1 protein-coding gene is annotated in these 500 nt (G+C 44.4%); it reads right to left on the minus strand.

Translation table 11 applies throughout. The features are described 5' to 3' along the window. Positions 1 to 153: 153 nt before the first annotated feature. Positions 154 to 500 (minus strand): RNA-guided endonuclease TnpB family protein (locus ACFODW_RS12285; protein ID WP_390306876.1); only part of this gene is annotated, 347 nt, incomplete at its 5' end.

Raw genomic sequence — 500 nt, forward strand, 5'->3', positions numbered from 1 at the left:
TTGACACTCCCACGGCTAAAGCCGCAAGCTCAGATCCTTCGGATTTTGAGTGGGATTCTAAAGTACCTTAGCGCCCGCAGTCCATTTCTGTTTTGGACAGGTCTTTAGATGGGGGTGTGCCATCACCCCTCCTAAGACAGTGCATATAGCATCTTAGGCTGATTGACTATTACCATCAATCATAGGTGCATATCTGATGTTCATTGCACCGACTATATCTCGATGGTTTTCGAATCCGCACTTACACCTGTATTTTCGGTCTTGTGCCTTATTTTTTTCACTACAATCCGGACAGGTTTGACTTGTATGAGCGGGGTTCACATATTCAACTTCGATGCCTTCCAGATTCGCTTTGTACTCGATAAATTGGGCGATACGATAAAATGACCACGTGTGCAGGTTCTTTTCGTTTTTACGGCTTGTTCTTGCCGTCTGCCGGATGTTCGCTAATTTTTCCAAGCGAATGACAGAGACTTTCTGTTGTTTGGCAAAATCTACAA

This window comes from Virgibacillus sediminis (genome assembly GCF_042643265.1).
GTDB classification, from domain to species: Bacteria; Bacillota; Bacilli; order Bacillales; family Amphibacillaceae; genus Virgibacillus_O; species Virgibacillus_O sediminis.